At 56.1% G+C, this 26225-nt stretch carries 28 protein-coding genes and 1 tRNA gene; 6 read left to right on the top strand and 23 right to left on the bottom strand.

Annotated features, from left to right (window positions below; translation table 11 throughout):
- Positions 1-26: 26 nt before the first annotated feature.
- The 10 genes from ACR0DG_RS05325 to ACR0DG_RS05370 form a co-directional block, all read right to left on the bottom strand.
- Positions 27-1226 carry a phytanoyl-CoA dioxygenase family protein gene (locus ACR0DG_RS05325; protein WP_480707074.1) on the bottom strand — a complete coding sequence of 400 codons (1200 nt, stop codon included), beginning with the start codon at positions 1224-1226 and terminating at the stop codon, positions 27-29.
- A gap of 30 nt (positions 1227-1256) precedes the next feature.
- Positions 1257-2156, bottom strand: a complete 900-nt coding sequence (iolE, locus tag ACR0DG_RS05330) for a myo-inosose-2 dehydratase (protein ID WP_480695058.1) — start codon at positions 2154-2156, stop codon at positions 1257-1259.
- Positions 2153-3985, bottom strand: a complete 1833-nt coding sequence (gene iolD, locus ACR0DG_RS05335; RefSeq protein ID WP_480695060.1) for a 3D-(3,5/4)-trihydroxycyclohexane-1,2-dione acylhydrolase (decyclizing) — start codon at positions 3983-3985, stop codon at positions 2153-2155. The genes iolE and iolD overlap by 4 nt, the downstream gene beginning before the upstream one ends.
- 79 nt (positions 3986-4064) lie before the next feature.
- Positions 4065-4883: an ATP-binding cassette domain-containing protein gene (locus tag ACR0DG_RS05340; RefSeq protein ID WP_480695062.1), complete on the bottom strand. Its 819-nt coding sequence runs from the start codon at positions 4881-4883 to the stop codon at positions 4065-4067.
- 1 nt (position 4884) lies between these two features.
- Complete coding sequence (locus tag ACR0DG_RS05345) at positions 4885-6009, bottom strand: ABC transporter permease (RefSeq protein ID WP_480695064.1); 1125 nt, start codon at positions 6007-6009, stop codon at positions 4885-4887.
- Positions 6010-6092: 83 nt separating this feature from the next.
- The gene (locus ACR0DG_RS05350) at positions 6093-7034 is read right to left on the bottom strand and encodes a sugar ABC transporter substrate-binding protein (protein ID WP_480695065.1); all 942 of its coding nucleotides are present in this window, start codon (positions 7032-7034) and stop codon (positions 6093-6095) included.
- Between the two features lie 137 nt (positions 7035-7171).
- Positions 7172-8170, bottom strand: a complete 999-nt coding sequence (gene iolG, locus ACR0DG_RS05355; RefSeq protein WP_480695067.1) for an inositol 2-dehydrogenase — start codon at positions 8168-8170, stop codon at positions 7172-7174.
- 681 nt (positions 8171-8851) lie between these two features.
- A tRNA-Arg gene (locus ACR0DG_RS05360) sits at positions 8852-8928 on the bottom strand.
- 21 nt (positions 8929-8949) lie between these two features.
- Positions 8950-9426 carry a GNAT family N-acetyltransferase gene (locus ACR0DG_RS05365; RefSeq protein ID WP_480695069.1) on the bottom strand — a complete coding sequence of 159 codons (477 nt, stop codon included), beginning with the start codon at positions 9424-9426 and terminating at the stop codon, positions 8950-8952.
- A complete protein-coding gene (locus tag ACR0DG_RS05370) occupies positions 9427-9738 on the bottom strand; it encodes an ETC complex I subunit (RefSeq protein ID WP_480695071.1) in 312 nt (103 codons plus the stop codon).
- Between the two features lie 154 nt (positions 9739-9892).
- Here ACR0DG_RS05370 and uvrB point away from each other — a divergent pair, with 154 nt between their 5' ends.
- Both uvrB and ACR0DG_RS05380 read left to right on the top strand, forming a co-directional pair.
- Positions 9893-12079 carry an excinuclease ABC subunit UvrB gene (uvrB, locus tag ACR0DG_RS05375; protein WP_480695073.1) on the top strand — a complete coding sequence of 729 codons (2187 nt, stop codon included), beginning with the start codon at positions 9893-9895 and terminating at the stop codon, positions 12077-12079.
- Between the two features lie 2 nt (positions 12080-12081).
- Positions 12082-12918, top strand: coding sequence for a HEPN domain-containing protein (locus tag ACR0DG_RS05380; protein WP_480695075.1), 837 nt, complete (start codon positions 12082-12084; stop codon positions 12916-12918).
- Between the two features lie 210 nt (positions 12919-13128).
- On the opposite strand, the gene ACR0DG_RS05385 is transcribed toward ACR0DG_RS05380, so the two are convergent.
- The 3 genes from ACR0DG_RS05385 to ACR0DG_RS05395 all read right to left on the bottom strand — a co-directional run bounded on the left by ACR0DG_RS05385 (position 13129) and on the right by ACR0DG_RS05395 (position 14419).
- Entirely contained in the window at positions 13129-13419 is a 291-nt protein-coding gene (locus tag ACR0DG_RS05385; protein WP_480695077.1) for an antibiotic biosynthesis monooxygenase family protein, read from the bottom strand.
- 182 nt (positions 13420-13601) lie between these two features.
- Positions 13602-13955 carry an MmcQ/YjbR family DNA-binding protein gene (locus tag ACR0DG_RS05390; protein ID WP_480695079.1) on the bottom strand — a complete coding sequence of 118 codons (354 nt, stop codon included), beginning with the start codon at positions 13953-13955 and terminating at the stop codon, positions 13602-13604.
- Between the two features lie 38 nt (positions 13956-13993).
- Positions 13994-14419: an excalibur calcium-binding domain-containing protein gene (locus tag ACR0DG_RS05395; RefSeq protein WP_480695081.1), complete on the bottom strand. Its 426-nt coding sequence runs from the start codon at positions 14417-14419 to the stop codon at positions 13994-13996.
- Positions 14420-14577: 158 nt separating this feature from the next.
- Here ACR0DG_RS05395 and ACR0DG_RS05400 point away from each other — a divergent pair, with 158 nt between their 5' ends.
- The gene (locus tag ACR0DG_RS05400; RefSeq protein WP_480695083.1) at positions 14578-15069 is read left to right on the top strand and encodes a HugZ family pyridoxamine 5'-phosphate oxidase; all 492 of its coding nucleotides are present in this window, start codon (positions 14578-14580) and stop codon (positions 15067-15069) included.
- Here ACR0DG_RS05400 and ACR0DG_RS05405 read toward each other — a convergent pair.
- Positions 15066-15473, bottom strand: coding sequence for a universal stress protein (locus tag ACR0DG_RS05405; protein ID WP_480695085.1), 408 nt, complete (start codon positions 15471-15473; stop codon positions 15066-15068). The two genes, ACR0DG_RS05400 and ACR0DG_RS05405, sit on opposite strands and share 4 nt — an antisense overlap.
- A gap of 66 nt (positions 15474-15539) precedes the next feature.
- The gene (locus ACR0DG_RS05410; RefSeq protein WP_480695087.1) at positions 15540-15866 is read right to left on the bottom strand and encodes an antibiotic biosynthesis monooxygenase family protein; all 327 of its coding nucleotides are present in this window, start codon (positions 15864-15866) and stop codon (positions 15540-15542) included.
- 121 nt (positions 15867-15987) lie between these two features.
- Between ACR0DG_RS05410 and ACR0DG_RS05415 the strand changes: the two genes are divergently transcribed.
- Entirely contained in the window at positions 15988-16671 is a 684-nt protein-coding gene (locus ACR0DG_RS05415) for a hypothetical protein (RefSeq protein ID WP_480695089.1), read from the top strand.
- 8 nt (positions 16672-16679) lie between these two features.
- Here ACR0DG_RS05415 and ACR0DG_RS05420 read toward each other — a convergent pair whose 3' ends face one another.
- The 5 genes from ACR0DG_RS05420 to phhA form a co-directional block, all read right to left on the bottom strand.
- Entirely contained in the window at positions 16680-18968 is a 2289-nt protein-coding gene (locus ACR0DG_RS05420; protein WP_480695091.1) for a glycosyl hydrolase family 28-related protein, read from the bottom strand.
- A 137-nt stretch (positions 18969-19105) separates the two neighbouring features.
- Positions 19106-19507 carry a DUF4864 domain-containing protein gene (locus ACR0DG_RS05425; RefSeq protein WP_480695093.1) on the bottom strand — a complete coding sequence of 134 codons (402 nt, stop codon included), beginning with the start codon at positions 19505-19507 and terminating at the stop codon, positions 19106-19108.
- A gap of 48 nt (positions 19508-19555) precedes the next feature.
- A complete protein-coding gene (locus ACR0DG_RS05430) occupies positions 19556-21130 on the bottom strand; it encodes a lysine--tRNA ligase (protein ID WP_480695095.1) in 1575 nt (524 codons plus the stop codon).
- A gap of 133 nt (positions 21131-21263) precedes the next feature.
- Positions 21264-21617, bottom strand: coding sequence for a 4a-hydroxytetrahydrobiopterin dehydratase (locus tag ACR0DG_RS05435; protein ID WP_480695097.1), 354 nt, complete (start codon positions 21615-21617; stop codon positions 21264-21266).
- A 6-nt stretch (positions 21618-21623) separates the two neighbouring features.
- Entirely contained in the window at positions 21624-22424 is an 801-nt protein-coding gene (gene phhA / locus ACR0DG_RS05440) for a phenylalanine 4-monooxygenase (protein ID WP_480695099.1), read from the bottom strand.
- A gap of 105 nt (positions 22425-22529) precedes the next feature.
- On the opposite strand from phhA, the gene ACR0DG_RS05445 reads away from it, so the two are divergent.
- Both ACR0DG_RS05445 and ACR0DG_RS05450 read left to right on the top strand, forming a co-directional pair.
- Positions 22530-23000, top strand: coding sequence for an Lrp/AsnC family transcriptional regulator (locus ACR0DG_RS05445; protein ID WP_480695101.1), 471 nt, complete (start codon positions 22530-22532; stop codon positions 22998-23000).
- Between the two features lie 83 nt (positions 23001-23083).
- Positions 23084-23506 carry a tellurite resistance TerB family protein gene (locus tag ACR0DG_RS05450; protein WP_480695103.1) on the top strand — a complete coding sequence of 141 codons (423 nt, stop codon included), beginning with the start codon at positions 23084-23086 and terminating at the stop codon, positions 23504-23506.
- A gap of 2 nt (positions 23507-23508) precedes the next feature.
- Here the strand turns inward: ACR0DG_RS05450 and dacB are convergent, their stop codons facing one another.
- The 3 genes from dacB to ACR0DG_RS05465 all read right to left on the bottom strand — a co-directional run bounded on the left by dacB (position 23509) and on the right by ACR0DG_RS05465 (position 26177).
- On the bottom strand, positions 23509-24987 hold the full coding sequence (gene dacB, locus ACR0DG_RS05455) for a D-alanyl-D-alanine carboxypeptidase/D-alanyl-D-alanine endopeptidase (protein WP_480695105.1): 1479 nt from the start codon (positions 24985-24987) through the stop codon (positions 23509-23511).
- Between the two features lie 66 nt (positions 24988-25053).
- Positions 25054-25674, bottom strand: coding sequence for a nicotinate-nucleotide adenylyltransferase (locus tag ACR0DG_RS05460; RefSeq protein ID WP_480695107.1), 621 nt, complete (start codon positions 25672-25674; stop codon positions 25054-25056).
- 32 nt (positions 25675-25706) lie between these two features.
- Positions 25707-26177 carry an MOSC domain-containing protein gene (locus tag ACR0DG_RS05465; protein WP_480695109.1) on the bottom strand — a complete coding sequence of 157 codons (471 nt, stop codon included), beginning with the start codon at positions 26175-26177 and terminating at the stop codon, positions 25707-25709.
- Positions 26178-26225 lie beyond the last annotated feature (48 nt).

A 26225-nucleotide genomic window follows, 5' to 3' on the forward strand; every position in this document is an offset into this window, starting at 1 on the left:
GACTTGGCGGCCTGCCCTGTTTTCACTCAGGCAGCCTGACGTGTCTCAAGTGCAGCCAAAGCCTCGGCAAGTTGCGTTTCGGTCCAGCCAAGCGAGACAGCCTCGCGCAAAACATCCGCCTGACTGGCTGGCGCGTTTCCACCAATCGGTGGGTCTGTATCAAGATTGGTCGGGAATGGGTAACCTTCAGCTGTTGCTGCGATAGCTGCATCCAGTTCCAACCCGATCAGAACACCACGCTGCTTCAGCGCGATCAGCGAAGGAAAGACTTTCTGCGACATTTCCCTTCGATCGATGGCCTCCATCGCACGACCGAAGGCTGAAGAGATCTGCAGAAGGTTCGCCATGCGATGGATATCCTTGCTGCGGTTTTCCCCAGCAGCGTGGAACAGGGCGGGGTTAAAAAACACCGCGTCGCCCTTTTCCAACGGCAGCTGAATATAACTGGCTTCAAAATGTTCCCTGTGGGCCGCGTCATGAAACGCCAGATACCCGGGCGGATAAAGCTGAGAAAACGGCAGCAACTTTGTTGGGCCGCTTTCCACCGGCATATCGCAATGCGCGACCGCACCCTGAAGCGTCAGGGTTGCCGTTACAAGATGCGCATGTACTGGGTATTGCGCCGCACCTTCAGCGTTTTGAAAACCCAGGTGATAATCACGGTGCGCCTGTTGCGCCTGACCGCCGGGTCGCACCTGATTTATCTGTGCCGTCACCTGATAGTTGGGCCCCAGCCACGCCTCGCATGCGGCAGCAATCGCCGTGTTTCCGAAGTACAAAGCAAAGCCCTCGGGGTCCCGCAGGCACTGTTTCTGCAACGCGTTCCAAACGCGATCATTCGCCCCGGATGCAGCGAAATGGTCGCCTTCTCCGGCACCGCCGGCACGCTCTTCGGCTATGATCTGTCGAAATACATCCGTCGCGCGGTCGATCACGGTGGTATCCGCAAAAGCGCCCTTGAGTGCGATTACCCCGGCAGATGCGTTCAGGACATGACCCCATTCCGCCAAAAGCCGCCGGCGCGCGTCCCCGTCTTCCAACATCGGACGCAGCGCATCCATGTCGTAGACGGGCACGTTTTTCTCAATAGCAGCAGCATGGGGCACAGTCTGCGCCGTCAGGTTCTGAGAGGTCAGCACCTTGAATTCGTCCAGATCACAGGACTCTCGGTCAAAATATCCGACATATCCAAGTTTCTGACTTACCATGATAATCTCCTTTCTCATGGCGTTGGTGCTGCCCAATAGGACGGGTTGTTAAGCAGTGATTTCCAATCCAGCCTCTCCGCAGACATCGACAATGTGGTCGTAGCCCATTTTGGAATACTCATAGGGCGGTGCCTTGGCTGGGTCTTGCTCAGCTTCGACCACGATCCAACCACTGTAGTCCATCGCCTTCAGCGCGTTCGCCACGGCCTGAAAATCGATGCAGCCGTCGCCGGGTACGGTGAATGCGCCTGCAATCACGGCATCCAGAAAACTGCGATTGTTCTCGCGGGTATCCTGCACCACATCCGGGCGAATGTCCTTGAAATGAACGTGGTGCACGCGGTCGCCCCAACGGTTCAGGGTGGCCAGCACATCGCCTCCGCCAAACAGCAGATGGCCTGTGTCAAAGCACAGCTTCACCTCGGGACCTGACCCTTCCATCAGCCAGTTCACGTCGTCTTCGCTTTCGATGATCGTGCCCATGTGATGGTGATAGGCCATCGGCATGCCCTGATCGGCCATCCACTTGGCCAGTTCGGTGATCTTGGCCGCATAGGCCAGAACCTCGTCCTTGGACAGTTTGGGACGGTCGTTGACCGGCGTTCCGATCTGGCCCTGCACGGTGTTCGAACATTCAGCATAGACGATGCAGGGACTGTTCAGCGCCACGAATTGGTCGACCTGTTCGCGCACGGCGTCGCGTTCGGTGGCAAAGTCATTCACCAGCGACGCGCCCGAGCACCAGCCACCGCAGAGCGCGATGTCATTTGCCTCAAGATAAGCGCGCAGACCTTCGGTATCACCGGGCATGCGCTGGCCACGTTCGACGCCGGTATAGCCGATGTCACGCGACTCTTTCAGCGCCTGCTCCATCGTGTAAGCAGCCGTCAGGTCCGGCAGATCATCATTCTGCCACGCGATCGGAGAAATCCCGATTTTCACGCTCATTTCGTATTTCTTTCCTTGATCGCCAACTCGTAAGCCGCGCGCTTTTCGTTCACTTCGGGGCGGATGCTGACCTCGGGCACTGCAACCTCCCACCACGTGCCGCCATATTCGGTCGAGGGGTAAGGATCGGTGTCGATAACAACCACATACGGCCCCTTGATATCGGCGCGTTTGGCCAGTGCATCCTCGAGCTCGGCAATCGAGCCTACCTTGACCGAGGTCGCTCCCATCGCCGCCGCGTGGGCGGCAAAATCGATATTGGACGGGTTCTCATGCACTGCATGATCCAGCAGGTTGTTAAACTCGGCGCCACCGGTACCCATCTGCAAGCGGTTGATACAGCCAAAACCTCGGTTGTCAGTGATCACCACGGTAAACGAGACACCCATCATCGCGGCCGAGGCCATCTCGGAGTTGGCCATCATATAGGTGCCGTCGCCGGTGAAACAGATCACGTCGCGCTCAGGCTCAGCCATTTTGATGCCCATGGCGCCCGCGATCTCATACCCCATGCAGCTAAAGCCGTATTCCATGTGATACGCGCCGGGGCGCGGGGCTTTCCACAGTTTGTGCAACTCGCCCGGCATGGTGCCCGCAGCGCACATCACCACCGTATCGTTATGCGAGGCGCGCTGGACCGCGCCCACAACCTGCATGTCCGTCGGCAACGCATTCCCGTCGCCCGGCGCATCGGTCAGCTTATCAACCTTGCCATACCAATCGGCCTTGAGCGTGTCCGACACCGGATCGGCGCGATAACCTTGCAAAGCCGCGCCCAGCTCGTCCAGACCAACGCGGGCGTCGGACTGCAACGGCATCGCGCCGTGTTTCTCGGCGTCATAGGCGTTGGTGTTCAGACAAACGATCTCACGCTCGGGGTTTGAGAACAGGCCCCATGACCCCGTGGTGAAATCCTGCAGCCGCGTACCGACTGCCAAAACAAGATCGGCCTCGGCGCAAGTTGCGTTTGCCGGCTCGCACCCGGTGACACCAACGGGCCCGAGGTTCAACGGATGATCCCAGGCCAAGGCTGACTTGCCCGCCTGCGTTTCGGTGATCGGAAGGTTGTGCATTTCCGCGAAGCTTTGAAGCGCGCCTGTCGCGTCGGAATAATGCACACCACCCCCGGCAATGATCACGGGGCGTTTCGCGGACTTTATCGCCGCGACAGCGCGGGCCAGTTCCCCTTCATCTGGGCGGATACGTCGCTGATACCAGACACGGGGTTCAAAAAAGCTTTCGGGATAGTCGTAAGCCTCGGCTTGTACATCCTGACAAAAGGCCAGCGTCACCGGACCGCAATCGGCCGGGTCGGTCATCGTACGAAACGCGCGCGGCAGCGCAGTCAGCAGATGTTCGGGCCGCGTGATGCGATCAAAGTAACGGCTGACCGGACGAAAACAGTCATTCGCGCTGATCGTACCGTCGCCAAAGCTTTCGGTCTGTTGCAACACAGGGTCTGGGCCGCGGGTGGCAAACACGTCACCAGGTAGAAAAAGAACTGGCAAACGGTTCACATGAGCAAGCGCGGCTGCTGTCACCATATTTGTCGCCCCAGGTCCGATCGACGACGTCACAGCCATGGCCCGTGTGCGACGCATCTGCTTGGAATACGCAATCGCACAATGCGCCATGGTCTGTTCGTTATGCCCCCGATACGTGGGCAAGCTGTCCTTGACAGCGTGCAAAGCCTCGCCCAGCGCGGCCACGTTGCCGTGACCGAAGATGGCCCAAACACCCGCGATAAAGGGCTCTCCGGCTTCGTTCATCTGCGCACCAAGATAGCGCACCAATGCCTGTGCCGCAGTCAGTCGGATTGTCTTGCTCATTCGTGTTTCCTTTCAACACAAGGCCTTGAACGGCGTTCCGTTGAATTCCAGTTTTTCCAATAAGTATGACAGTGTCGCGTCAAACGGTTCCGCCAAGCGATCCTTCCAGCTCGGCCAGTTCCTGACCACCTGCCATGAGATCTTGCAGTTCTTCGGGCGAAATCTCACCACGCTTGGCTGTGCCCAGCGTCTGGCCCCTGTTCAAAACGGTAAAGCGATCCCCGACAGCCAGTGCGTGGCGCACGTTGTGACTGATAAAGACAACGCCCACGCCCTGACTTCGCACTTTGTCGATGGTCGCCAAAACGTTTGACGTCTGACGGACACCCAGCGCCGAGGTCGGCTCATCCAGGATCAGAATCTTTGCACCGAAATGCACCGCTCGAGCAATAGCGACAGTCTGACGTTCGCCACCTGACAGGGTACCCACGGCCTGATCGGGACCACGCAGATTGATGCCCATCTTACGCATCTCTTCCATCGTGATCTCGTCGGCTAGTTTCTTGTCGAAGAAATTGATACCCGCGACCTTCTTCGTCGGTTCATTCCCCATAAAGAAGTTTCGGCTGACGCTCATCAGCGGGATCATCGCCAGATGCTGGTGTACTGTCGCGATCCCCGCTGCGATCGCATCGCGCGGGTCCTCGAAATGCATCGGCTTGTCTTCAAAGAATATCTCGCCCGCCGTTGGCTTGTGAACGCCGGACATGGTTTTGATAAAGGTCGATTTACCCGCGCCATTGTCGCCCAAAAGGCAATGGCACTCACCCGGTTTCAGGTCAAAGCTGACCCCGGCCAGGGCGATCACCGAACCAAAGTGTTTCTGGATGTCGACCATCCGTATAATGGGCGCGCTCTGGTCAGAGTCACCGTGATGGAACTTGGTATCTTCGGTCATCTCAGCGTTCTCCTGTGATGATACGACGGATGTAGGTGTTGAGGATCACCGCCCCCAGCAGGATCACACCCAGGAACACCCGGAACAAAGAGCTTTCGACCCCTGCAAAGAACAGCCCCTGTTGCACCACGCCAAAGATCAGTGCCCCCAGTGCAGCCCCCAGGACCGAGCCGTAGCCGCCCGTCAGAAGCGCCCCGCCAATCACCACGGCAATGATCGCTTCAAATTCCTTGAGCAACCCGCGATCCGCCCCGGCCGAGCCGAACTCCATCACCTGACAGGTGGCGAAAACGGTCGCGCAGAAAGCGGTGAACATAAACATCAGGATTTTGACGCGGTTCACCGGAACACCCGAATTTCGCGCGGCCTCGGCGTCACCTCCAGCGGCAAAAATCCAGTTTCCGAATTTGGTTTTGGTCAATAAAACATGGCCAAAGATTATGATGATTGCCGCCCAGATCAGCAACATCGGGATACCGTCGACGACGGGTTGCCCGGCGCGCGTGCCGCGCTCAAACGTTTCGATAAGCCCGTTGTCGCCCAGCCAGACAAAGAATCCCTGCCCGACTTTGCCACCAAAGACCGAAGCAAGCCAATCCCCTTCAGCCGCGTCGCGAATGCCACCGATAATCGTTTTACGCTCGATCGTTTGGGGCAGATAGATTGTGAAACCGCGCAGAATGAACAGAAAAGCCAGCGTCACAATGAAACTGGGCAAACCTGTTCGCACGACGATATACCCGTTCACGGCGCCAATTGAGACACAAAGCGCAAAGGTCACAATGATTGCCATCCAAACTGGCCAGCTCAGCGTGACCGAAAAGATCGCGATCATCATTCCAGCAAAGCCGATCATTGACCCCACAGACAGGTCAAATTCACCCGCGATCATCAGCAGGCAGGCCCCAACGGCGATAATCATGAACTGGGCCGAAACGATCGACCAGTTCATCACACCCTGAGAGGTAAACATGCCGCTGTCGAAGGCAAACAATAGGAAAAAGGTGAACACGGCCACAGTACCGACCATCCCGCCCAATTCCGGACGGATCAAAGCCCTGCGCAGTGGCGAGATCTCTTTGATTCGTTCGTCGCCACCGGCTGCGGTTTGCGCTGATTCAGCCATTGTTGCCTCCCCTCGCGCGTTACAGAATGTTTAGAACTTGATGAGGGGCGGGCGCGCATCCGGCGCCCGCGCCAAAGTGAAGATCAGCGGTATTCGCCCGCGAATTCTTCGATCTTCTCCAACCCGTCAGCCGTCACGAAACCGGGGCCCGAGTTGATGTTGTTGCCCGGCAGCACGCCGTAGCGGTGGAAGTTAGCCATGACGACAACCGGCAGATAGGCCTGCAGGAAGGGCTGCTGGTCGATGCCCCACTGGATCACACCGCTTTTGATGCCTTTGACGATCTCACCACCCAGATCGAAGGTACCGAAATAGATGTCGCCAGCCATGCCGTTTTCTTCCAGCGCCAGAATGGTCGGATCAGCCGAGGTCGGGCCAAGCGTCAGAACAGCATCCGTGTCGGGGTTTGCGGATAGATACGCCAGAACGCGGTTCTTGATTTCCGCGGGGTCCTGACCGGCGTCGATCATCTGCTCGCCCAGTTCAATGCCCAGACCGTCTGCAAAACCCTGGCACCGCTCTTGGCTGGAAGGTTGCACGATGTAGTGGTTCACGCACAGGAACGACCCGATGCCATCACCTTTTGCACGCAGCCCCGCCGCATAACCGGCATCATATTCCGGCTGGCCAACATACATCAGCGCGCCGACTTCACGGGCCTTTTCAGGCGTACCGGTGTTCATGATGATCACGTCGATGCCGGAATCCACGGCAGCACGGATCGGGCCTTCCAGAATGTCCGGATCTGCCAGCGTCGTGATGATGCCGTTTGGCCCAGACGCGGCGGCCTGATCGATGATCCGCGCCATGTCAGCCAGGTCGCCGGTGGGCGGGTTACGGTATTCCACCTCGACGCCCATTTGCTCACCGGCAAGGGCAATGCCGTTCTTGATGGTGTTCCACCAGCTGTCACTGTCAGGGGCGTGGCTGACCAGAATGTATTTCTCGCCTTCCGCGGCCGCGCCGGTGGCACCGGCAAGCGCGACTGCACTGGCCATCAGTACCCCTTTAACGAACATTTTCATTTCCATTCCTCCCAATAGAACAGTCAAACTTTTTGCCGGGATTCGCCCGACCATTCGGCTAAACCGAATCTCCTCTGTCCCGGTCAGAAACCGGGCTGCCTTCAGTTTCCGGATATCCGATCATTTTGCAACCGGTTTCAAAAAACTTCCTCCAACGCGACCGGCCTGCCGGACTTGGCAGAGAGGGTCGCAGCTTCGGCCATGGCCAGTGCAGCAACACCGTCTTCAAGCGAGACAGGCATGTCTGTTCCCCCATGCAAAGCCTGCACAAAAGCATCCCATTCAGCGCGGTAGGCAGGCATGTATCGCTCGAGGAAAAAATATGTGGGCTTTGCGCCAATCACGCCGTCAGCCGTGGATTTTACCACGGTGTTTTCAAGCACGTTATGTGCCTGCAAAAGCCCATCGGACCCTAACAACTCAACCCGTTGATCATAGCCATAAGCCGCACGTCTTGAATTCTTGATAACCGCCAAGCTACCATCTTCGTAAGTCATTGTGGTTACAGCGGTATCAACGTCTCCGGCCTGTCCGATTTCCGGGTCCACGACAGAGGATCCTACGGCAGAGATCGTGACCGGAACGCGTCCAGTCAGGTAGTTGGCCATGTCAAAGTCATGGATCATCATATCGCGGAACAAACCACCAGAGACTTTCACGTAACTAACCGGTGGTGGTGCCGGGTCGAACGACGTAATCGACAAAAGTTCTGCCTTGCCGATTTCACCCTTGTCATACGCATTCTTCAGTGCCGAAAACCCGGGGTCAAAGCGGCGATTAAAACCGATCATCACAGGTTTCCCATTCGCCGCAGCAGCCTTTTGGCACGCAATCGCCCTGTTGAGGTCAAGGTCTACCGGTTTTTCGCACAAAACCGCTTTTCCCGCCTGTGTAGCGGATTCGATCAAATCAGAATGGGTATCAGTGGGTGTCGCAATAAGAACGGCGTCAATCGAAGAATCAGCAATAATCTCTTCGGAATTCATTACCTGAGCCCCGAATTCATCAGCCAACGCCTTGGCCGCATCGGGAACTGCATCCGAAATTGCCGTCAGTTCGGTCTGTGGGTGCGCAGAAATGGTATTGGCATGCACACGGCCAATTCGCCCTGCCCCCAGCAATCCGATCTTGAGCATGCCGTTCTCCCGAATCCAGTCTTCCCAGATACAATGTTTGCTATTGCAACCGGTTGCAAGAATTTTTTCAACGGCTTCCAAAATTTGCGCTTATCCGCAGACTTGCATTGATAAAGGTCGGCTTTTCCATCCCGGGACCGGTCGTTACAGCACCTTCTTCCCGCGTTGCCCCGGTCTGAAACGGCCTAAGTGGATCAGCCAATCTAGCGCCCTGAAATATCAAGTGATTCTCTGCAAAGTTCGGGCTGACAGCAACTGGAATTACGCTAGACACAACGGAAGAAAATGTTATTTAACAAGTTCTTACACACCAAACATCCGAATATCGCGATTTTTCAGCGGATTTGTGCCATAATACCCCATTGTTTGTGGGGTGTTGTTACTATGTTTGATTTTGGGTCCGTCTCTGGTGGCGGGTCAAAGTTCAGTCTAGGTGGATTCAACTTTGGCGATTTTGGTGTTTCATCGTGGTTTGGCCAACTTGTGGACAACCCGGTGCTTCTTGTGGCCGTACTGATAGGGCTCTACTGCCTTGGCCGCTTGGTGTTTATCAAGTGAGATGCGGCGCGGCTGAAGCCGTCACCTGACCGGCTGCGCATTCGACAACCGATAGTTTTAAGCTGACAGCATGCAGGCTGTCGGCCCTTTGGGGTTGTTCAAACAATCTCGACTTGAATGATATGGCGATCCCGGAAGGACTCGAACCCTCAACCTGCTGATTAGAAGTCAGCTGCTCTATCCAGTTGAGCTACGGGACCGCTGCGCCCTTCTTGCTGTTTTTACGACCGGGGTTCAAGGGCCAAGCGCATGAATGCGCTGTTGGGATCCGGGTCGTATCCGAAGATTGGACCGCAATAGGAATACCCAAGGGCTTCGTACAGCTTTCGCGCCGCGTCATATTCCGGCAGGTGATCTGCGCCAGTTTCAAGAACCAGCGCAGATGCGCCGTCCTCTCGCGCGACATCCGCCAGGAAATCCATCATGGTTCGCGCCAAACCGCGACCGCGTTCACGAGCCAACACATGCACAGATTTCACCTCGACAGTTCCATCCGGCAACGTTTTAAGAGCCCCGCACCCGACGGGTCGGTCACCGTCATACATGGCCCAGAACCGCATGGACGCGCCCGCCAGGCCGGCCGCATCCATCGTATGATTGCTTTCAGCAGGGCCCGCCGTTTCGCTGTGGGCAAAATGCGCCTCAACCACCGGACGCAATTCGTCCGATGTTGGGTCTGCTCTTCGAATTTCGATCATTCAGTGTGTCCAGGGTGCCCGGCGATCAGTGGCAAAATTCTCGCCATAGCCTCGGGCACGCAGGTTTGGCTTGCGCTTGTGCGGTTCGCTGACTTGCGCATCTATGCCGTTGTCCTTCGCGTAATCCAGCGCCTCTTCCTTGGTATCGAACTTCAGGCGCACCTGAGTCTGCGTGTCACTGGAAGAAGTCCAGCCCATCAATGGATCAACCTCGCGCGCCGATGCAGGAGCATATTCCAGAACCCAGTACCGTGTCTTTGCCATACCCGAGGTCATGGCGTTCCGTGAAGGCTGGTAAATCCGTGCGCGCATGTCGCCTCTCCGTACTCACTTGGCTGAGGGTGTTTATGCGTCAGACGCGCGGTGCGGACAAGTCCGCAATTGTCGCAATTTCGTGCAATGGAAATGCCCCCTTGAACAAGAACAAAAACAGACCAAAATCAGGCGCGAAAGGAATCCCTCCCTTATGGCCTATGCTCATTCCGACAAGACCCAGCTGACTGCCGAAGACGTCCGCGCCCGCCTGAAACTGGAAGGCGGCAAGGCATTTGTCATGCATACCGATTTTTCCCCCGCAGGGGATCAGCCAACGGCCATCAAGGAACTGGCAGGCGGCGTTCAGGACGGCGAGCGGGATCAGGTTCTGCTGGGCGCGACCGGCACGGGCAAGACCTTCACCATGGCCAAGGTGATCGAGGAAACCCAGCGCCCCGCCATCATCCTTGCGCCCAACAAAACGCTGGCCGCGCAGCTCTATGGTGAGTTCAAGGGGTTCTTCCCCGAGAACTCGGTCGAATATTTTGTCAGCTACTATGACTATTACCAGCCCGAGGCCTATGTGCCGCGGTCGGACACGTATATCGAGAAAGAATCCCAGATCAACGAACAGATCGACCGGATGCGCCACTCGGCCACGCGGGCTCTGCTGGAGCGCGACGATGTGATCATCGTCGCCTCGGTGTCGTGCATCTACGGTATCGGCTCGGTCGAGACCTACGGGGCGATGACCCAGGATTTGAAGGTGGGCAGTGACTATGACCAGCGGCAAGTGATGGCGGATCTGGTCGCCCAGCAATATCGCCGCAATGATCAGGCGTTTCAGCGTGGGTCATTCCGGGTACGTGGCGATTCACTGGAAATCTGGCCTGCCCACCTTGAGGACCGCGCCTGGAAGCTGTCTTTCTTCGGTGAGGAACTGGAACAGATCACCGAATTCGATCCGCTGACGGGTGAGAAAACTGATACGATGGAGCAAATCCGGGTCTACGCAAACTCGCACTACGTGACGCCCAAGCCCACGATGCAGCAGGCGATCATCGGCATCAAAAAAGAACTCCGCATCCGGCTGGACCAACTGGTCGGCGAAGGCAAACTGCTGGAGGCGCAGCGTCTGGAACAGCGCACCAATTTCGATCTGGAGATGCTCGAGGCCACCGGCGTCTGCAACGGGATTGAAAACTACTCGCGCTATCTGACCGGCCGCGCACCGGGCGAACCACCCCCAACCCTGTTCGAATTCATCCCTGACAACGCCATTGTCTTTGCCGACGAATCTCACGTCTCGGTCCCGCAGATCGGCGGCATGTACCGGGGCGACTATCGGCGCAAATTCACGCTGGCCGAACATGGCTTCCGCCTGCCGTCCTGCATGGACAACCGCCCCCTGAAGTTCGAAGAATGGGACGCCATGCGCCCGCAATCCGTCTTTGTCTCAGCCACCCCGGCGGCGTGGGAGCTGGACCAATCGGGTGGCGTTTTCACCGAGCAGGTCATCCGCCCTACCGGACTGCTGGACCCCGAGGTCGAAATCCGCCCCGTCTCGATGCAGGTAGACGACCTGCTGGACGAGGTACGCAAGGTGGCCGCTGATGGTTTCCGCACGTTGGTCACGACCCTGACCAAACGCATGGCCGAGGATCTGACCGAATACCTGCACGAACAGGGCATCAAAGTCCGCTACATGCACTCTGATATCGACACGATCGAACGGATCGAAATCCTGCGCGACCTGCGGCTGGGCGCGTTTGACGTGCTGGTCGGCATCAACCTGCTGCGAGAGGGGCTCGACATCCCCGAATGCGGGCTGGTCGCCATTCTGGATGCGGATAAGGAAGGGTTCCTTCGGTCCGAGACCTCTCTGGTCCAGACCATCGGCCGCGCGGCGCGGAACGCCGAGGGCCGGGTGATCATGTATGCCGACAAGATCACCGGCTCGATGGAACGCGCGCTGAATGAGACCAACCGCCGCCGCGCCAAACAGATCGCCTATAACGAGGAACACGGCATCACGCCCGAGACGGTGAAGAAGAATGTCGAGGACGTTCTGGCCGGTCTCTACGAAGGCGACGTCGACATGAACCGCGTCACCGCCACCATCGACAAACCGATGCACGGCGCGAACCTTGAGGCGCATCTGGACGGCCTGCGCGAGCAAATGCGCAAAGCTGCCGAGAATCTGGAATTCGAAGAGGCCGCCAACATCCGCGATGAGATCAAACGTCTGGAAGCGGTCGACCTTGCCGTCGCCGACGACCCCATGGCGCGTCAATGGGCGGTCGAGAAAGCGTCCGAGGATGCGTTGAAATCGCGCGGACGGTCAACGGCGGGCAGGCCGGGGCAACGTGGTGGGAATGTGAAGCGGAGGAAGAGGTAGAATTGAAAAAATGGTCTGAAAAAGACATTTTGGATGCGGACGAAAAAATGAGCGAAGTTGGCGTGCCATTTCACTGTCGAGCAGAGAGTGCTGGGAAAATGATTTTTGGCCCGGTCTACGGAAACTTCACCACGGAACTAGGACAAGAAATAGCTTCCGATTATAGAAAACTGTTTCCCGAATATTCGCTGAGTTGGCCGGGAATGGGTACCGGGTTTATCAATTCCTTGGATAGAGTCAAAAAAGTTGCGCTACCTATTCCATTTGGCACAGTTACCTTTAAACCTCATAGTATTTGCGGCTTCCATTCCGAACAGGAGTTGCGGGACTTTTGTCGCAATCGGGACGATATCTTTAATCATGTTTCGGCTCAATCCATAGTGGTTCTACTAGCCAACAACGTACAACCTTCAGCAATTAAATCCGACACCGCTCGCTTTTTTTGGCAGAAAAGCAACTCGTACTTGAATTCGATTTCCGACAATTTGTCGCGATCTTATTTTGTTGGGTTCTCCAATTCTGAAACTTGGTTAACGTTTGAGCTGGCGGCTAAGGCAGTCATGCTTGAAAACGGCTTTCCCAAAGAACATTTGAGGAAAAAGATTGGTCACGACCAAGAAAAGCTCTTGAATGAACTAGAGAAATTTTTCCCCAAAGACATTCTTAAAGAGGTCAAAAATATCGTATCTGTTCTTCCAGATTACACATCTAGCAGGTTTGATCCAAATGAGAGTTCAAGAATTGACGTGATTACCCAAGCCAGCGCTTCACAACTTGGAGTCGCGCTTTGTGCTGAGCTTCTCCCTAGCAAATTAGACGGATTGTCAGCTTTTGGCTAGCATTCGTAGAATGGGTTTTCGACCGAGCAAACTGGAAGCATCCAAAAGCATGGTGGGATAATACCTCATCCGACACACCCTACACTTCTTACTTGCAGCAAGCGTAGGATAGGTTTCCAACCCATCACCCGGCGGTGGCCAAACGCATGATGGGGTAAAACCCCATCCTACACCGCCCCAAAAAGGGCGGGGAAACCCCCGCCCTTTAACTCACCCCTTATCCCAATGGGCAATCACATCATACCCAACCGGTGTCGGTGGGCCTTCCATGAATTCGGCGAAATGGCCCCACAGCTCGGCCACTTTGGGCGCGTTCGCGTCCGAGGTCGCCTCGCTCTCGACCACCGAGATCACATAGCCCGAGCCGTCTTCGTTCATCACGTTGGTAAAGCTGTGCATGCCAGGCATGCCCATGATTTCTGACTTCAACGCGTTCATTTTCGCCGTCGCGGCCTCGCGCGTGCCTGGCTTCATTTTGAATTGAGTAATACGTGCAAACATGACTTTCCTCCCTCGTCTGGCGAAATTGCCGTGGGGCGCGATCAAAAAAATCCCGCCGCGCACAAGGTAGCATGGCGGTCGATAATCTCGTATTGATACTTATGAATTCGGCGCATTTTCAACCACGCGCCTCACCCGGGCATGCTAACCAACACCCCAAGGTTGCAGGTCCGCCGTGTACCCTAGACTCCCAACTCCGCCCTTGCCTTCTTGGTCAGCTTGGACACCACCAAATCATAGGACGTTGCGATATGCTCGCGCAGCGAGGCGTCGCTCATCCCGCGTTCTTCGTAGACCTGAAGCCACTTCATCCCCCGCGAAGCCAGATAGGGCGCAGGGCGGATGCCGGGCTCATCGCTTAGCACTTCAAACGCCAGATCGGTGGCCTTGAAGGTGAACGCATCCTCGCCGTTGTTCCAACCGCAAATCGCAAAGACCTTGCCACCCACTTTCCACACGTCCGCATTGCCCCACTGCACAACATGCGTTGTAGCCTTGAGCGATGCGCAGAAGGTGTTGAACTCATCCCGGCTCATTTGATGGGCTCGCCCTCAAAGGTCTGACAGAACCAGCGTCAGGGGCGCAGAAACTTGGCGTCGCCAACTTCGCGCGCCGCAGGTTGTGCAATAGCCGGGGATGCGCTGGCCTGCGGCTGGGAAACACGTGAGGACCGGTCGCACGCAATACCGTCGCCATCGGGATCGTTGCGCAGGTGATAGCCGGGTTGCCCGTCGTAATATGGCCCCGGTATGATCTTTGTCGCGGCCTCGCACCCGGTCATGGCGATCAGGTGCAACAACGCCTCTTCCTGTTCAAACTCAGAAGTGCGGATATAAACACTCATCGCGATCGCCGCCGTTGTGACCGGCAACATCAGGATCATGAAAAAGATACGAAACGGAGATAACGCCCGCCTGCGCGTGGCATCCGCACGGCGGCGTCGGGTTGGCGCCGTCGGGTCGGTGAAAACCGGGCGCGAATTGGATTCTTGAGGCGGCATACCTCTGTAGTATACACGTATTGAGACGAATCCGAGGCTTTTTCATCGATCTGACCGAAACCACGCATTTGTGAATTAAACCCCTGCAAAAGCGCGCATTTGTGGCCTGCAGAAGCTAAGGTTCAAAAACGCCAACGACCCCCTACTGGACACATAAAATGGCCAAGGCAGATCCCTTCCGGACAGCAGACGATTTAGCGCGCCGCCTTGCCCGAGAGCTAATGGATTCGGCAACGTTCGCGGCCTTGGCGGTTCTGCGCGAAGGCACTCAGGGGCCGTCGATTTCACGGATCGCGCTGGCTATAGATCCGGATCGGCGGCCGATGACCTTGATCTCATCCCTCTCGGATCATACCCGCGCGCTGCACGCCAACCCCGTCTGCGCGCTGTTAATCGGTGAACCCGGCGAAACCGGAGACCCACTAACCCATCCCCGGCTAACGTTGCACGCGCGGGCAGAGTTTGTCCCGCGCGCGACAACTGAACACGACAGGCTTCGAAGCCACTACCTTGAACTGCGACCCAAAGCGAAGCTGTATGTTGACTTCGCCGATTTCAGCTTTGTGCGGTTCTCCGTTACTGACGGCCTTCTCAACGGCGGCTTTGGGAAGGCATGGCGCCTGAGCCCCGAAGACCTTGATCTGACTTAACGAACGACGTGCACTGCGCAAGCAGCGTGGCGAACCACGTGGTTAGCCGTAGAGCCCAGCAGCAGGTCCTGCATTCCGGGCCGATGCGATGCCATTATGATCAGATCGGGTTTATGTTCCTGCGCCCAATCCAGAATCGTACGCCCCGAGTGGCCCTCGATCACAACGCCCTTGGCATTGGGCAACTTGGCCGCCAAGTCATCCAGTTCCGTCTGCAGCGCCCTGCGCGCTTCAGTCAGATACTCAGGCGGCATGTAGGAAATGGCGTAGTTCGGAATATGTTCGACCACATGCAACAGTGTCACCTGAGCATCGGGTGTGGCGAGAACATCGGCGAGTTTCATGGGGCCGGAAATATCCCGCTCGGCATCAAAGGAAATTGGGACCAGAATGTTGTGATACATGATGCACACCTCCGTTTCATTCCACGGAAAAATGCGTCTTTTCAGTTTGGCTTACTTTGATTCAGGTCACGATCCGCCAAAACTTTCTGCGACATCATACATGACCGGCTCAAAGCTTTTGCAAAGCTCATTGATCTTTCGGTTTCGGTCGCGCATTTCGGGTGTGCGCAACATGGCCAGAAAATCCTCGCGCCGCTCCCATTGTGAGTAATTGGCGATCCGGGTCTGAGCGTCGTTCACATGCAGACCAGCGGCGATGAAACCGGGCTGCTTCGAGATAAACTCGGAATAGGCATCGGTGAGGGCTTCCAACAAATCCTGACACGTACCCGGTGTCATTTCGAAGGTGGTAATAACGGTTTGGATGCTGGCGTTTTTGACAATCTTAGGCATCTGGAATCTCCCTTGTATGCATTAAACTTAACACAGGATTGGAAAAGGTCTTGGGTTTCGTTGCCCGCACAGGAATTTTGCAGGTTCAGAGAAAAGAAGAGTTACTAACGATCCGTTAACCATGCTGGTCGATGCTGCCCGCATGTTTCGCGTTGTTTACCTTTTGGTATTATTTTTGATGGCCGCCCCGGCTTGGTCAGGCGCTTGGTTGCGCGAAAAGGGTTCGGCTTTTACCGCAGCCTCCGCGACCGCCTTTAAGGATGGCGATTATGGCTACGATTACAAATCGTCGGTTTATGCTGAATGGGGCCTGAAAGACGACCTGACATTAGGGTTCGACTTTGAAGAAAACCGGGATCTATATGGCCATGCCACTGCATTTATGCGCGTACCAATCGTAGATCTTCAAAACCAAGGTCGTTTCGCAGCGCAGTTCGGTGCGGGGGTGCACCACAGATACCATGGTGCTTGGGCGCTGTACAAAGCAACGCTGTCTTATGGCAAAGGATTTCAATCCGGTTGGGGCAGCGGCTGGTTGGCTGTCGACACAACGCTCGAGTATCGAACCCATGACGCACTCTATCGAAAGCTGGACCTGACCGCAGGGCTGTCTGCGCCGCGCCTTGTGAACCCGCTCGTGCAGATAGAAACCTCTTATCGCAGCGGAGACCCGCTGTATTGGCGCATACGCCCCTCGATCCTCATCCGAAAACCAGGAAAGCCCACGACTTGGGTGATTGGTCTCGAACGAAACGATGCCCGTAGCAACACGGGCATCAGGTTGGCTATTTGGGGCGAATACTGAGTTAAACCTCAGCGATCCATTCGGGTAATCGCGGATACCTCTCCCCGAACGGCCTGAGGCCAGCGTAGTTGGATAGCGTCGCCGTTGGATCCGCGCTCCAGATCAACGTATGGCGTTGCGTAGACAGTCGCCCCGAAAGCATTCTTAAGCGGCCCCAAAACCGTTACCGCATCAGCACCACGGGTTTTTCCGACGAACGGCAACCGACTATTCGCAGAGATCGTCCAGACTTGAGCAACCGAGTTCTGTGTATGCCTTAACCGCAATGGACTTTCGACCTTTGTCGTGACCCCGTGGAACGTATTGTTCTGGAAAGTTACATTCATATGGGCGTTTTTGTTCAGGCTTGCAAAACTTGTATCGACCCGTTCCGCGCGATCAATGCTGCCGTTGGTCGAACGGAATTTGTTTCCAGTTACCACGACACCATTCAGAAAATGGCCCCCGCCGTGAGGGCGAATGACAATCGAACTGAACCACGGGGCAACCTCGCTCGAGTAGAAAATGTTGTCGGTAATGCTCATGGCGCTGAATGAAAAACCGGCCGTGTAGACAGGGTTGGCATCTCGTTCATTTGTCCACTGCACAAAGCAATTGTCGACGTAATTTTCGGAAATGGTCGAGCTGTTATACGTCCCGATCATCACCAGGCCCGCACTGCGCACGCCCTGCGGAATGCTGTCGCCCTGAAAGAAATGGTTCCCCAACACCAGATTGTTCGTGCCACCCAATACCGCAAAATGCAAAAACCTGACAGCCCGGTTGTGCCGCAACTTGACGTCGTTAGCTGTTGCATTCAACGCAATCGACTTTCGATCAGACACGTTGAACGACTCTTCGGTGGACAAAAACTGGCAATTGTCGATCAGCATCCCCTGACAGCCTGTGCCCGTGGACGTGATCCCCCGATCCTTCGGACGGCTGATAAAGCAGTTTGAGATTGCAAAGGTGCTGCCAGACGGAGCCAGACGGATCGCGCTGCAACGGCCATTACACTGGAATTCAATCTCTTCCATTCCGAATTTGCGCAATGTGCTGAACCCGCTGAAATCCAACAGATACTTAAAGGACGCGAACGTGAATGTCTGCGTGCCCGATGCGTCATAGATCGGCGCATTCAGCGTTATTTCACCAGCACCGACATTCTTGGAGCGCACGTATATTTCGCGTCCCACGCCACTTCCCTGCACAAGCGATCCCACCGGAATATTGGCGACATTTGCCACATTCGTTAGCCGCGTCGGGTCGTTTGGATTATAGGTCGCGACTGAAGTAAACGTCTCGGTATCCCAAGCGGCGTTGCTTTTGACATCGAATTGACCGTTGCGAATGATCCGCCGCGTTGAAAAGCCGGTTTGTCTATTCGGAACAGCCGCTGCCATATCAATCGGCGCGTTAACCGAAATTTTGCGCCCGCCCATGTCCAGCGATTCATGATCCGAATTGTTCAGCAGCGCCTGGAACGCTTTCTTGAACGCCAGCTCTTCGTCTCCAAAGGCTGTAATGTAAGCCGGCAAATCAAAGTTTTTCGTCAAAAGCAGCATCTTGTCGTCAGGCATGGTCAGGGTGCCCTCGAACTCGATTTCAGAAGATATCGTGGTGTTTTGTGTCAATCGGTAAACACCTTCAGATACAAAGACACGGCGGCCGCCAGCAGCTTGATCCGCTGCTTCGAACGCATCTGTATCGTCCGCCACGCCATCTCCGACCGCGCCGAAATCGCGAACGTCCACAAGGCTGATCATGTCGCGCAGAAAGACGCCGGTCACATCCGCGATCTCGATATCATCAACGCGCACAACCGATCCATTGGCACCAACAAGGTCCAATCCGAAATGGCCGTATAACGCAGCAACGCCCCACGGCATATCCACACCCTGGCGCTGACCCGCGCCAACAATCGCCGTAACTTCGTGAACGTTGCCATACCCCGAAAGCTGCACCGCAGGGCCTTGTTCAACAACGCCATCAATATGGGTGTCACCTGCCCCACCAGCCCATGCTGCGATCCTGACTTCAGGCAACGGACCGCTAATCGCCTTGACGCGAGCTTTGATCTGCAAATAGCACCCCGGCTGCAACGGAGTTTGCCCCATATAGCGCAGCCTTTGCGTCGGGCTGATCTTTAGTATTTCGAGACAGCCGCCAAAATCCGCATCGGCGGGAACAAACACCCCGTTGCCAGACCCGGCATAAGTCGGTGAACCCGGTGTTCCATCGCCACTGGACCAAACGTTCAAGCCATTTGCGAAAGAAGGCGGCATAAACACGATACCGTCTGTGATTGCCTTGTTCATCAAAATCCCTTTCCCAATTGCGCGGCGTTCGAACACCATGCGCGTGAACCCAGTGCCCGAGGGTGCCCCGAGCGCAAAAGTCTGAGTATCCGAAAGGAATTAACTGCCGGTCATACCGCCGTGACGGTGGTGTTGCGTCAGGCTGCGGGGTCCGAATTGGCCAGAAGCTGCACGCCGTTGATTTTCCAGCCGCTTTCAAGCTGTACCATCTGGTAGTCCAGAATATGGACCTGTCCGTCGCTATCGACGATCATGACCTTCTGCCACAGGGCACCGTCAATCTCGCGCAGATCCAAGAACCTAACTTCTGACGGGCGCCAGACCATGGGATACCCGCGGCGCACCATCACACCGAAATTGTCGGGCGTTTGGAAAAGCCGCTGAATGTTCGGGCTGGCAAAGGTAAAGGCCGTTGCGAAATCGTCCGCTTTGAACGCCTGTATCTGCGCCGCGATATTTGCCTCAATCTCATCGCTCTGTGCGAACACAGCCGAGGTCAGGCCAAAACTCAAAGACAAAGCAAGTAAGAAACGACGCATGGGGCTACCTCCTGAAACAAGGGTAGCCCCATGCGGAAACAGGTCAAATCAGACCAGCTCTCCGGCCAGTGCCTTATCAATCAGCGCGATCGTTTCCGGCACACCATAAAGCGCGATGAAGCCACCAAAGCGCGGCCCTTGTGAGGCCCCCAACAACACCTCGTAAAGCGCCGTGAACCAGCCCCGCATGGGGTCAAAGCGTTCACGACCAATGGAATAGACCACCGATTGCAGCGCCTCGTCCTCGATCGGACCGTCATAGGCCTCAAGCGCGGCTTTCAACGCTTCAAGCGCCTCTCGCTCCTGTTCGCTCGGTGCACGGTGCTTCCTTGTTGGTTTGACGAAATCGTTGAAGTATCGCACCGCGAAGCCTGCGGCCTGATCCAGATCGGGATGCGTTTCTGACGTCGCATCTGGCGCATAACGACGAATGAAGCCCCAAAGCGCCTCTTTGTCTTCGGCACCTGATACTGAGGCCAAATTCAGCAGCATTGCGAACGGCACCATCAAGGTCGACTTGGGGACATCCCCACCGTGAATATGCCAGACCGGATTGTTCAATTGCGCTTTCAACTCTTGATCCGGATACGCGCGCAGTTGTTGATGATACTCGTCAACCGCTTTCGGGATCACGTCAAAATACAAACGCTTTGCCGTTTTGGGCTTTTGGTACATGAAATATGACAAGCTCTCGGGCGCGGCATAAGTCAGCCACTCTTCCATCGACAACCCATTGCCCTTGGATTTCGAGATCTTCTGCCCCTGCTCATCATTGAACAGCTCATAACTCAGGGACTCGGGCGGCTGTTTGCCCAGCGCCCGGCAGATCTTGGACGACTGCGTGACCGAGTCGATCAGGTCCTTGCCTGACATCTCATAATCCACGCCCAAGGCGGCCCAGCGCATCGCCCAGTCAGGCTTCCACTGCATCTTGACGTTGCCGCCGGTGACAGGGATTTCGACCTTTTCACCATCGGGTTCCTGATAGACAATCGTACCCTTGGCCACGTTTCGCTCCAACGTCGGCACTTGAAGCACATGACCGGTTTTCGGGCTTACAGGCAGGAAACAAGAATAGGTCTCACGCCGCTCGGCCCCAAGGGTAGGCAGCATGATTTCCTGTATCTTTTCAAAACGCTCCAGCGCTGTCAGCAGCATATCATCAAACTTGCCGCTGGTATAGTAATCGGTGGCCGACGCAAATTCGTATTCGAACCCAAAGCTATCAAGGAAATCACACAGCATTGCGTTGTTGTGCTGTGCAAAGCCCTCATGGGTTCCAAAGGGATCACGCACTTTGGTCAATGGCAGATGCAGATCTTCTTTAAGCTCTTCTTGCATCGGAACATTCGTCGGTACCTTTCGGAACCCATCCATGTCGTCCGAAAAGCAAATCAGCTTGGTTGGGATATCGCTGATCTGTTCAAAAGCGTGGCGTACCATGGACGTCCGGGCCACTTCGCCGAAGGTCCCGATATGGGGCAAACCCGAGGGGCCATACCCGGTTTGAAACAGAACATAGCCCTTTTCCGGCGCTGCTTTCTGATAGCGTTTGAGGACCCGACGCGCCTCTTCAAAAGGCCAGGCCTTGGACGACATCGCGGTTTCACGCAGTTCAGACATTTGTGTACGGGCTCCATCAGGAAAACAGGACCGGTTGCCCTATGCAACCGACCGACCCCTCCTATTGTGCCGGTGCAGCATGAGTCAATAAAGGGCGGGATTTTTCCTAACGAGAACGACGGCTGACCATAAACTAGGCCGTTAGCTGATCCAGTTTCGCCGCCCAGATAAAATCATTTTCGCTAAGCCCGCCAATCTCATGCGTTGTCAAACGAACATCCACATATCCCCAACCAAAAGAAATATCTGGATGGTGCCCCTCCTTGTCGGCCAGCCACGCGCAAAGATTGGCAAGATAGGTCGCCTTGGCAAAGCCCTTGAACGCAAAGCGCCTTAATAGCTGCTTACAGTCTGCATTAAGGGTCCAATCAGCAGCAAGCGAATCCAGACGTAATCTGGCATCTTCAGGTGACAACGCAGGAATGTTGCCCGAACAGGGGACACAATTTCGATCAGATAGGTTACAGGTTTCGTTTGATTGCGCCATTTCTTTCTACTCCGCGGCGGTTGTTCTTTCGGGGAATTTGCTGGGCAGCAGCCCCAACCTCTGCGCTTGGCGAACGTCTGCCAGCAGATCGCGATCCGCGGCCGCGAACAAATCTACAGGATCGTCCAAAACGAAATACCCCATCTGATGCATATCGATCCGATATGGTGTCCGCAGGATCGTCATGATGTCGAACGGATCACGATCCGGGAAATCACTCTCAACCGCGTAAACCAGCTCAGTCGGGGATGAGGCTAGCCCGGATCCCAGGGCCTTGATCTCGCCATTCTGGCGGCGCAGGCCAAACTCTATGGAAAACCAATAAAGACGTATGAGCCACGCGTAATCTTTGTCGCCCGCCCGCACGCCAGCTTTGCCAATCGCGTGGCTGAACGCGGCAAAGCGAGGATCGCTCAACAACGGGGTATGCCCGAATATCTCGTGAAAAATATCGGGCTCTTCGATATAGTCGAAATCTTCACGAGACCGAATAAAGGAAGCGGCAGGAAACACGCGGTCAGCCAACATCCCGAAAAATGTCTTGAACCCGATCAAGGCCGGAACCGGCTGCACGCGCCAACCGGTCATATCCATCAGACGCTCCGAGATTTCGACGCAGGACGGCACCTTTGTCTTGGGTAAAGCCAGCCGCGCCAAACCATCCAAATAATCCTGCGCCATGTAACGGTGAATATTTTTGGCCTGCGCCGCATAAAGATCAGCCCAAACAGCGTCCTCTTCGGGCGAATAAACGATATGACCCTGTGTATCGGCCACTTTCGCTACATACTTGGTCGAATTCGGCATTGTGTATCCTCCTTAAGAGAATTTTAGCCGACTATTTTGGGATTATTGGATTTTCTATCGTCGGAATTTCGGCTATTTTGGGTTAAACATTTCAAAGATACCAAAATGACGAACCAAATACTCCAAATCGCAGATATCGCAATCCTGCAAGAGTTGCAGAAGGAAGGCCGCCTTTCGATGCAGGATTTGGCCGAACGCACGGGCCTGTCTGCGTCGCAGTGTTGGCGCCGGGTACGTGACCTCGAAGCAGCGGGTATTCTGGCCGGTTATGCTGCGCGGGTTCCTGCAAAACTGGTCGGTTTAAACGCCATCGCCTATGTCCACATTGCGCTTCGCGATCATCACGAGGACAGTATCGCCGCCTTCCTGCGACTGGTTGAGACTGAACCGCAGATCGTCGAATGCGCTTCGATCACCGGGGATCATGACTTCATACTGAAAGTCTATGCCAAGACGCCCGAAGACCTTGAGCACTTTATCATGCAACGTCTTCTGAAATCCGGACTTGTCCGCGACACACGTAGCAATTTCGTTCTGCGGCAGACAAAAACGCGCGGACCATTGCCCATACTATAACCGCTTGCGGCCAAAAGTCCGTTGAACCCGTTTCGCGACCCTCCTATCGTGCGCCTTTAGAACAGCCCAAGCAGGACGATCAAATGACTGACCAAGTTCCACACCCCATGTCACCTCAGGATTGCCTAGTCGCGATCATGGTTGCGATTTCTGCTTCGGACGAAACAATCCGTACGGCCGAACTGGTCAAAATCGAGGGCGCAGTGAACATGCTGCCGGTTTTTGCGGATTACGACATCGACCGCACCCGCCGTGTTTCTCAAATCGTGTTCGATTTGTTTGAGCAAGAGGACGGTCTGGATGCCCTGTTCGGTCTGATCCGCGACAACCTTCCTGAGCGTTTGAATGAAACTGCATATGCGCTGGCGTGTGATGTAGCCGCCGCCGATGGATCGCTGGCAGAAACAGAACTGCGCCTGCTGGAAGAAATCCGTTATGAATTAAGCATTGACCGCCTGCACGCCGCCGCGATTGAACGCGGAGCTCGCGCGCGTCACACGACCTGACCTCAGCTACCGCTCAGCGTTCCCCAACGTGCGATCAGGGCGCGTTGCAACCTGCGTGAACGGCTGTTCCAACTGCGCGCGCCTGCTGGCCGTTCCCGATGCGCGCGCGGAATAGTCGCGCGGTGATCAACGTCAGCCGTAAAGATCGCAAAGACCAATTCAGATCCATCGGGTGTCGTCAAAAACCCGCCTAAGCCCGACACAAAGTTCAGCGTTCCTGTTTTTGCGTCCACTTTGATCGGGTGATTTTTTACAGGCCGGCCCTGGCTGTCGGTCAAGTTGAAACGCTTCAACAGTGGCCGCAGCATCCCGGATTGCTGCGCCCCAACCAGCGCCTTGACGAAATCACCCGGCGCGACCCGCGACGCGTCACCCAGCCCCGAGTGATCAACCATCGAGATGCCCTGAACCCCGTAGGATTCCGCGGCCCAACGATTCATTTCCGCCGCAGAGTCCGTCAAACTCTGCAAATTCGCACCGCGGGCTTTTGAAGCTGCCATTCCGACCATTTCAGCGGTGATGTTGGTCGAGAATTTCAGCATTCCACGCAGAATACTGTCCAGCGAGTCACTCTCATGCATTACCAGAACAGTCCCCTGCGGTGCCTCACCTGTCACCTGAACACGCCCTAGAACGATCCCATTCGATCGCGCCAACGTCCGAAACACATCGCCCGCGTAAAGCGCAGGTTTGCGTACCGGCAACCAGCGCGCGCCGCCGTTCCCCAATGCAGACCGAGCGACCGTCCAACGGTCTTGCCGGGCACTTGGTTCATAAGTGTAAATTGGCGCCTTACGACTATCGACCCACATCGTCGCCATATCGACTGCGGGTTTGTATCGCGCGCTACGCGCATCCATTGTGACTTCGTAATTTGTTCCGGCCCGCTTCCACTCGAAATGCACCCGGTTGAAGTTCAAAGAAATTCCACTGATGGCCGGGCTGTATCCCAAATGATCCGGTTGACCGGGGTCGATACTGAAAACGTAGGGCAGCGCACCGTCGTAAACCTTGAACGCACCACGGACTTCGGTGATCCCAACCTCTCGCAAACTTGCCGCCATCGCGGCCAGCGCATCCGTATCCAGCAAGGGATCGCCGCCTCCGACCAAAATCAGGTCGCCATTCAGTATCCCGTTTTCTATCGGACCGTCGGCCATCAAAGCGGTTTCAAACCGGTAGTCGGCGCCCAACACATCCAGCGCATAAAGAGCAGTCAGCGCCTTGGCCACACTGGCTGGCGGTAGGCCCAAATCACCGCCTACTGCTTCCAGTTCGATCCCGGTTTTGGCATCCGCCACCGCAAAGGCAACCTCTCCGCGCAGGCCAGCGGCTTGTATTAGCCGCTCTGCACCGTTTGGCTGCGCTCCGCGCAACTGGGGCCGCAAGGACACCGCGGGTGCATCGGCCAGCACCATGCCGGGAAGCATTGCGGCCGACAGGCCACCAAGAAACATACGACGCGAAAGACGATCAGCCATAGATCAATTAAAATCCCAGAGTATTCGGGCAAACAACCGGTCGCCGGGATTATGCGTCTTGAGGGGTTATTCCGGCAACACCCCATTCGCCCAGATGCCGCGATTGCGAAGTTGAGTTGAACTGACATCCACCATCGGCATGTTGACAAAACACCAGGCCGGAGCCTCGGCCCGGCCCAACAATTGCCGCGCCTGACCGTCGATCCGGTATTTGGCGTAAACCCGCGCTGCGGGGGACATGCGGGCCGATATCCTGTCTCCCGGCCGCGCAACAACGCCGACTGGCACGCGATCCATAATCAGGCGCCAGTCTTTCCATTTGTGGAACTGCGCCAAATTATCGGCCCCCATCAACCAGACGAATTTCACCTGCGGATATAGCTGTTGAAGCACAGCCAGAGTGTCCGCTGTTGCCCGCGTTCCGGTCAAAGCTTCCAAATCCGTTACGTCGACACGCGGATGCTGCATCATGGCTTGCGCCGCTCGCATTCGGTCTTGCATGGGTGCAGGGCCACGTTCTTTCAACGGGTTGCCCGGAGATACCAGCCACCAAACCCGATCCAGATCAAACGCCTTCAGCGCCTCGCGCGTCACGTGCACATGACCGCGATGCGGCGGATCAAATGACCCACCCAACAGCCCAATGACCTGTCCGGGCCGCGCATATGGGATTAGGAAACGCTCCATTCCCCGCTGATGTTCAGAACTGAGGCGGCTTGTCAATCAACAGGTTGCACCACATCGCCCAGCTTGACGTGCCCAGGCTGAACCACTTCGGCACACCAGCCACCATGACCGCGCACGGCAGAGTAGCCCCCTTTGCCCAGTGCTTCCTCCATCCGGCTGCAGGGTGCACAGATCACGGTAAAGCGTAGGATGGCCTCGCCTAGCTGTACCTCACGGCCCTTGAGCGCCGCTAGATTGATCCCCGACACCACCAGATTGCGCCGCAAAACCTCCGGCTTGATCAGCCCGCGACCCAGATAACTGCCAATCGCGCCTAAGTGTTCTTGCTGGATCACGGTCACCGCCCGCTTACCTGCCCGACTACGGTCGCCCGAAAGCCCGTCGGAGGTCACCTCGGCCGCCTCCACCGCAAGCATCGGCGCTCGTCTCTCTGGCCGAAGCCCAATCCACTCGACCCGACCGGGTTGCGCCCATCCCGCAATCAATTCTGCCAGTTCAGCCAATTTCCCCTCCGGGTGTTGCAACTGCGCCAATCTAAACAAAGGCGCCGC

This window comes from Ruegeria sp. BG8, assembly GCF_056538325.1.

Bases quoted from the DNA above. Each gene is read 5' to 3' on its own strand.
- ACR0DG_RS05325 (WP_480707074.1), bottom strand. From the start codon at position 1,226: ATGAGAAAGGAGATTATCATGGTAAGTCAGAAACTTGGATATGTCGGA.
- iolE (WP_480695058.1), bottom strand. From the start codon at position 2,156: ATGAGCGTGAAAATCGGGATTTCTCCGATCGCGTGGCAGAATGATGAT.
- iolD (WP_480695060.1), bottom strand. From the start codon at position 3,985: ATGAGCAAGACAATCCGACTGACTGCGGCACAGGCATTGGTGCGCTAT.
- ACR0DG_RS05340 (WP_480695062.1), bottom strand. From the start codon at position 4,883: ATGACCGAAGATACCAAGTTCCATCACGGTGACTCTGACCAGAGCGCG.
- ACR0DG_RS05345 (WP_480695064.1), bottom strand. From the start codon at position 6,009: ATGGCTGAATCAGCGCAAACCGCAGCCGGTGGCGACGAACGAATCAAA.
- ACR0DG_RS05350 (WP_480695065.1), bottom strand. From the start codon at position 7,034: ATGAAAATGTTCGTTAAAGGGGTACTGATGGCCAGTGCAGTCGCGCTT.
- iolG (WP_480695067.1), bottom strand. From the start codon at position 8,170: ATGCTCAAGATCGGATTGCTGGGGGCAGGGCGAATTGGCCGTGTGCAT.
- ACR0DG_RS05365 (WP_480695069.1), bottom strand. From the start codon at position 9,426: ATGATCGAAATTCGAAGAGCAGACCCAACATCGGACGAATTGCGTCCG.
- ACR0DG_RS05370 (WP_480695071.1), bottom strand. From the start codon at position 9,738: ATGCGCGCACGGATTTACCAGCCTTCACGGAACGCCATGACCTCGGGT.
- uvrB (WP_480695073.1), top strand. From the start codon at position 9,893: ATGGCCTATGCTCATTCCGACAAGACCCAGCTGACTGCCGAAGACGTC.
- ACR0DG_RS05385 (WP_480695077.1), bottom strand. From the start codon at position 13,419: ATGTTTGCACGTATTACTCAATTCAAAATGAAGCCAGGCACGCGCGAG.
- ACR0DG_RS05390 (WP_480695079.1), bottom strand. From the start codon at position 13,955: ATGAGCCGGGATGAGTTCAACACCTTCTGCGCATCGCTCAAGGCTACA.
- ACR0DG_RS05395 (WP_480695081.1), bottom strand. From the start codon at position 14,419: ATGCCGCCTCAAGAATCCAATTCGCGCCCGGTTTTCACCGACCCGACG.
- ACR0DG_RS05400 (WP_480695083.1), top strand. From the start codon at position 14,578: ATGGCCAAGGCAGATCCCTTCCGGACAGCAGACGATTTAGCGCGCCGC.
- ACR0DG_RS05405 (WP_480695085.1), bottom strand. From the start codon at position 15,473: ATGTATCACAACATTCTGGTCCCAATTTCCTTTGATGCCGAGCGGGAT.
- ACR0DG_RS05410 (WP_480695087.1), bottom strand. From the start codon at position 15,866: ATGCCTAAGATTGTCAAAAACGCCAGCATCCAAACCGTTATTACCACC.
- ACR0DG_RS05415 (WP_480695089.1), top strand. From the start codon at position 15,988: ATGCTGGTCGATGCTGCCCGCATGTTTCGCGTTGTTTACCTTTTGGTA.
- ACR0DG_RS05420 (WP_480695091.1), bottom strand. From the start codon at position 18,968: ATGAACAAGGCAATCACAGACGGTATCGTGTTTATGCCGCCTTCTTTC.
- ACR0DG_RS05425 (WP_480695093.1), bottom strand. From the start codon at position 19,507: ATGCGTCGTTTCTTACTTGCTTTGTCTTTGAGTTTTGGCCTGACCTCG.
- ACR0DG_RS05430 (WP_480695095.1), bottom strand. From the start codon at position 21,130: ATGTCTGAACTGCGTGAAACCGCGATGTCGTCCAAGGCCTGGCCTTTT.
- ACR0DG_RS05435 (WP_480695097.1), bottom strand. From the start codon at position 21,617: ATGGCGCAATCAAACGAAACCTGTAACCTATCTGATCGAAATTGTGTC.
- phhA (WP_480695099.1), bottom strand. From the start codon at position 22,424: ATGCCGAATTCGACCAAGTATGTAGCGAAAGTGGCCGATACACAGGGT.
- ACR0DG_RS05445 (WP_480695101.1), top strand. From the start codon at position 22,530: ATGACGAACCAAATACTCCAAATCGCAGATATCGCAATCCTGCAAGAG.
- ACR0DG_RS05450 (WP_480695103.1), top strand. From the start codon at position 23,084: ATGACTGACCAAGTTCCACACCCCATGTCACCTCAGGATTGCCTAGTC.
- dacB (WP_480695105.1), bottom strand. From the start codon at position 24,987: ATGGCTGATCGTCTTTCGCGTCGTATGTTTCTTGGTGGCCTGTCGGCC.
- ACR0DG_RS05460 (WP_480695107.1), bottom strand. From the start codon at position 25,674: ATGGAGCGTTTCCTAATCCCATATGCGCGGCCCGGACAGGTCATTGGG.